1 pseudogene is annotated in these 235 nt (G+C 56.2%); it reads right to left on the bottom strand.

Annotation, left to right across the window (positions count from 1 at the left end):
- A pseudogene (locus Q4563_RS22675) lies at positions 1 to 235 on the bottom strand (hypothetical protein); the annotation flags it as partial.

The raw sequence follows: 235 nt of genomic DNA on the forward strand, positions 1-235 counted from the left end.
CCTTGGCGGATTCGCCTTTTACTCCCAGGCACTGGCTGATGATCTCGGTTTTGTTCCAGGCCAGCGGGCGTACGATGCGCAACTGTGAGCTGATCTGATCCATAAAGAACAGGCTTGGGTAAATATTCAGGTTACGCAGACGGTGCATCATCCACTCGGCCTGTTGCTGGCCATGTTCTTCGACCAGACGCGGCATGACGGTATCGTAGCCGGGGCGAACAGCAGGGTTGGGCAT

It is taken from the genome of Gilvimarinus sp. 1_MG-2023 (assembly GCF_030548285.1).